Here is a 5,441-nt window from a genome sequence, read left to right as displayed (position 1 = left end):
TGATTGATTGATCCAGTTTTTGGGTCTTTGTCAGTGGTTGAAGTTTTTGTTGATTGAAACATTTTTGGCTGGCTGCTGCCTTTGGTGGTGGTTGGTTTTTGTTTTTTCGACGGAGAGTTTGATCCTGGCTCAGGACGAACGCTGGCGGCGTGCTTAACACATGCAAGTCGAACGGTAAGGCCTCTTCGGGGGTACACGAGTGGCGAACGGGTGAGTAACACGTGAGTAACCTGCCCCAGTCTCTGGGATAACTTCTGGAAACAGGTGCTAATACCGGATATTCAGCTTTCCTCGCATGGGGTTTGTTGGAAAGGTTTTCTGGTCTGGGATGGACTCGCGGCCTATCAGCTTGTTGGTGAGGTAGTGGCTCACCAAGGCTTCGACGGGTAGCCGGCCTGAGAGGGTGACCGGCCACATTGGGACTGAGATACGGCCCAAACTCCTACGGGAGGCAGCAGTGGGGAATATTGCACAATGGGCGGAAGCCTGATGCAGCAACGCCGCGTGCGGGATGACGGCCTTCGGGTTGTAAACCGCTTTCAGTGGGGACGAAGTTTTTTGTGACGGTACCCACAGAAGAAGCACCGGCTAACTACGTGCCAGCAGCCGCGGTGATACGTAGGGTGCGAGCGTTGTCCGGATTTATTGGGCGTAAAGAGCTTGTAGGCGGTTTGTCGCGTCGGGAGTGAAAACTCAGGGCTTAACTCTGAGCTTGCTTTCGATACGGGCTGACTTGAGGAAGGTAGGGGAGAATGGAATTCCTGGTGAAGCGGTGGAATGCGTAGATATCAGGAGGAACACCGGTGGCGAAGGCGGTTCTCTGGACCTTTCCTGACGCTGAGAAGCGAAAGCGTGGGGAGCAAACAGGCTTAGATACCCTGGTAGTCCACGCTGTAAACGGTGGGTACTAGGTGTGGGGGACATTCCACGTTCTCCGTGCCGTAGCTAACGCATTAAGTACCCCGCCTGGGGAGTACGGCCGCAAGGCTAAAACTCAAAGGAATTGACGGGGCCCCGCACAAGCGGCGGAGCATGCGGATTAATTCGATGCAACGCGAAGAACCTTACCTGGGTTTGACATATGCCGGAAACATCTAGAGATAGGTGCCCCCTTTTTGGGTCGGTTTACAGGTGGTGCATGGCTGTCGTCAGCTCGTGTCGTGAGATGTTGGGTTAAGTCCCGCAACGAGCGCAACCCTCGTCCTATGTTGCCAGCGGGTCATGCCGGGGACTCATAGGAGACCGCCGGGGTCAACTCGGAGGAAGGTGGGGATGACGTCAAGTCATCATGCCCCTTATGTCCAGGGCTTCACGCATGCTACAATGGCCGGTACAAAGAGTTGCGAGCCTGTGAGGGTGAGCGAATCTCAAAAAGCCGGTCTCAGTTCGGATTGGGGTCTGCAACTCGACCCCATGAAGTCGGAGTCGCTAGTAATCGCAGATCAGCAACGCTGCGGTGAATACGTTCCCGGGGCTTGTACACACCGCCCGTCAAGTCATGAAAGTCGGTAACACCCGAAGCCGGTGGCCTAACCCGTTTTGCGGGGGGGAGCTGTCGAAGGTGGGACCGGTAATTAGGACTAAGTCGTAACAAGGTAGCCGTACCGGAAGGTGCGGCTGGATCACCTCCTTTCTAAGGAGCCGTTGGCTGCTGCTTGTCCCTGTGGGGGTGGGTGGTGGTTGATGTGTTGCCGGGTTTCTGGTGCGAGTGTCACTGGGCCTGGTGGCTCTGGTTTGTGGAACATTGGCTGGAGATGTCTGTCTCCTGGTGTCTGGTTTGTGAGTACTGCTCCTGTTGGGGTGTGGAAAGTGGGCTGGGTGTTGGGGGTGGGTGTCGTGGAGTACGTTGTTGGGTTTTGAGGGGTCGGTTGCCTGTTGGGTGATCGGTTTTCTCTGTGCGGGGCTGGTCTGCTGCTGCTTGTGTGGTGGGTGGGCTGGTTTTCCGTGTGTGTGTTGATAATTTCACAGTGGACGCGAGCATCTTTGTAGATTTTGACAAGCTACTAAGTGCGGTCGGTGGATGCCTTGGCACCAAGAGCCGATGAAGGACGTTGTAACCTGCGATAAGCCTCGGGGAGCTGGTAAACGAGCTGTGATCCGGGGATGTCCGAATAGGGAAACCTTGAAGTTACCGGAGTCATGTCCGGCGACCTCTGCCTGAATGTATAGGGCAGTTGGAGGGAACGCGGGGAAGTGAAACATCTCAGTACCCGTAGGAAGAGAAAACAATAGTGATTCCGTGAGTAGTGGCGAGCGAAAGCGGAAGAGGCCAAACCTTTACTGTGTGATAGCCGGCAGGTGTTGCAGTGGGGGTGTTGTGGGGTTGTTCTTGGTTGTGCTGCCGTGCGACCGGGGAGTAAGAAATGATCAGTGAAGTCGAAGCGTCTGGGAAGGCGTGGCGTAGAAGGTGAGACTCCTGTAGACGTATGCTGGTCACTCCCTTGAGTGATTCCCAAGTAGCGCGGAACCCCTGAAATTCCGCGTGAATCTGGCGGGACCATCCGCTAAGCCTAAATACTCCTTGGTGACCGATAGCGGACAAGTACCGTGAGGGAAAGGTGAAAAGTACCCCGGGAGGGGAGTGAAATAGTACCTGAAACCGGCCGCATACAATCCGTCGGAGCTTTGCCCTTTGGGGTGGGGTGACGGCGTGCCTTTTGAAGAATGAGCCTGCGAGTTAGTGGTACGTGGCGAGGTTAACCCGTGTGGGGTAGCCGTAGCGAAAGCGAGTCCTAATAGGGCGTTTCAGTCGCGTGCTCTAGACCCGAAGCGGAGTGATCTATCCATGGCCAGGGTGAAGCGACGGTAAGACGTCGTGGAGGCCCGAACTCACTTGGGTTGAAAACCGAGGAGATGAGCTGTGGATAGGGGTGAAAGGCCAATCAAACTCCGTGATAGCTGGTTCTCCCCGAAATGCATTTAGGTGCAGCGTCGTATGTTTCTTACCGGAGGTAGAGCACTGAATGGTCTAGGGGGCCCACAAGCTTACCGAAATCAGTCAAACTCCGAATGCCGGTAAGTGAGAGTGCGGCAGTGAGACTGTGGGGGATAAGCTTCATAGTCGAGAGGGAAACAGCCCAGATCATCAGCTAAGGCCCCTAAGCGATAACTAAGTGGAAAAGGATGTGGAGTTGCGGTGACAACCAGGAGGTTGGCTTGGAAGCAGCCACCCTTGAAAGAGTGCGTAATAGCTCACTGGTCAAGTGATTCTGCGCCGACAATTTAGCGGGGCTCAAGTTATCCGCCGAAGCTATGGCATTCACATGTTTAGGCCGTGAGGCTGTGTGGATGGGTAGGGGAGCGTCGTGTGCGCGGTGAAGCGGCGGGGTGACCCGGCCGTGGAGAGCACACGAGTGAGAATGCAGGCATGAGTAGCGAATGACGGGTGAGAAACCCGTCCGCCGAATATCCAAGGGTTCCAGGGTCAAGCTAATCTGCCCTGGGTGAGTCGGGACCTAAGGCGAGGCCGACAGGCGTAGTCGATGGACAACGGGTTGATATTCCCGTACCGGCGAAATATCGTCCGTGTTGAGGCGAGTGATGCTAAGCGCGTGAGGCCGGCCGTCGGACCTTCGGGTCTGTGGTTGGTTGAGTGCGTGACCCGATCTTGTAGTAGGCAAGCTGCGGAGGGACGCAGGAAGGTAGCTCTTCCCGGGTTTGGATATCCCCGGGCTAAGTGTGTAGGGCGAGGTGTAGGCAAATCCGCACCTCTTGTGTCTGAGACATGATGGGTCGGCCGCATGTGTGTGGTCGTAAGAGTGATCCTATGCTGCCTAGAAAAGCTTCGTGAGCGAGATATGAGCCGCCCGTACCCCAAACCGACACAGGTGGATAGGTAGAGAATACCAAGGCGATCGAGAGAATCGTGGTGAAGGAACTCGGCAAAATACCCCCGTAACTTCGGGATAAGGGGGACCCGATGCGTAGTAGAACTTGCTTCGAAAGCGTTGAGGGTCGCAGAGACCAGGCCCAAGCGACTGTTTACTAAAAACACAGGTCCGTGCTAAGTCGTAAGACGATGTATACGGACTGACTCCTGCCCGGTGCTGGAAGGTTAAGGGGAAGGGTTAGCCTCACGGCGAAGCCTTGAACTTAAGCCCCAGTAAACGGCGGTGGTAACTATAACCATCCTAAGGTAGCGAAATTCCTTGTCGGGTAAGTTCCGACCTGCACGAATGGAGTAACGATTTGGGCGCTGTCTCCACCACGAACTCGGCGAAATTGCAGTACGAGTAAAGATGCTCGTTACGCGCAGCAGGACGGAAAGACCCCGGGACCTTTACTATAGTTTGGTATTGGTGATCGGTGTGACTTGTGTAGGATAGGTGGGAGACTGTGAAGCCCGGACGCCAGTTCGGGTGGAGTCATCGTTGAAATACCACTCTGGTCACTCTGGTTATCTAACTTTGGACCGTTATCCGGTTCAGGGACAGTGCCTGATGGGTAGTTTGACTGGGGCGGTCGCCTCCTAAAAGGTAACGGAGGCGCCCAAAGGTTCCCTCAGCCTGGTTGGCAATCAGGTTTCGAGTGTAAGTGCACAAGGGAGCTTGACTGCGAGAGAGACATCTCGAGCAGGGACGAAAGTCGGGACTAGTGATCTTCTGGTGGCACATGGAAGCGCCAGGACTCAACGGATAAAAGGTACCCCGGGGATAACAGGCTGATCTTGCCCGAGCGTCCATAGCGACGGCATGGTTTGGCACCTCGATGTCGGCTCGTCGCATCCTGGGGCTGGAGTCGGTCCCAAGGGTTGGGCTGTTCGCCCATTAAAGCGGCACGCGAGCTGGGTTTAGAACGTCGTGAGACAGTTCGGTCCCTATCCGCTGCGCGCGTAGGAGTCTTGAGAAGAGCTGTCCTTAGTACGAGAGGACCGGGACGGACTAACCTCTGGTGTGCCAGTTGTTCCACCAGGAGCACGGCTGGTTGGCTACGTTGGGAAGTGATAACCGCTGAAAGCATCTAAGCGGGAAGCACGCTTCAAGATGAGGGCTCCCACAGATTAATCTGGTAAGGCCCCCTATAGACCATGGGGTGATAGGTCGGATGTGGAAGTGCAGTAATGCATGGAGCTGACCGATACTAATAGGCCGAGGGCTTGTCTTTCTACAAAGATGTTACGCGTCCACTGTGAAGTTGTTGGTTGATGGTTTTCGGTCGCCCAGTCGTGTCTGGTTGTCCGGGTCCATGGCCCACGAAAGCTATATGTGAATAGTGTGTTGTGTTGATCGGATTCAACTGGCCGCGGGTGACCGTGGTGGTTGTTCCGGTGGCCATAGCGAGAGGGAAACACCCGGTCCCATCCCGAACCCGGAAGTTAAGCCTTTCAGCGCCGATGGTACTGCAGCGGGGACGCTGTGGGAGACTAGGACGCCGCCGGACACTTACTTGAATACAGCGAGGGGGAAGACACCCTGCCGGCCTGGCCGGTGTGTGTGTCTTCC

General features: G+C 55.5%; 3 rRNA genes. All 3 read left to right on the top strand.

Annotation, left to right across the window (positions count from 1 at the left end):
* The first annotated feature begins 106 nt into the window (after positions 1-106).
* The 3 genes from BCR15_RS05235 to rrf all read left to right on the top strand — a co-directional run bounded on the left by BCR15_RS05235 (position 107) and on the right by rrf (position 5,379).
* A 16S ribosomal RNA gene (locus BCR15_RS05235) occupies positions 107-1,633 on the top strand.
* Between the two features lie 360 nt (positions 1,634-1,993).
* Positions 1,994-5,103, top strand: a 23S ribosomal RNA gene (locus BCR15_RS05230).
* Between the two features lie 159 nt (positions 5,104-5,262).
* Positions 5,263-5,379 (top strand): 5S ribosomal RNA (gene rrf / locus BCR15_RS05225).
* The 16S, 23S and 5S rRNA genes sit together here, the layout of an rRNA operon.
* Positions 5,380-5,441 lie beyond the last annotated feature (62 nt).

Source organism: Tessaracoccus lapidicaptus (assembly GCF_001693815.1).
In the GTDB taxonomy this organism is placed as follows: Bacteria; Actinomycetota; Actinomycetes; order Propionibacteriales; family Propionibacteriaceae; genus Arachnia; species Arachnia lapidicapta.
This window is presented reverse-complemented; position numbering and strand designations above follow the sequence as displayed.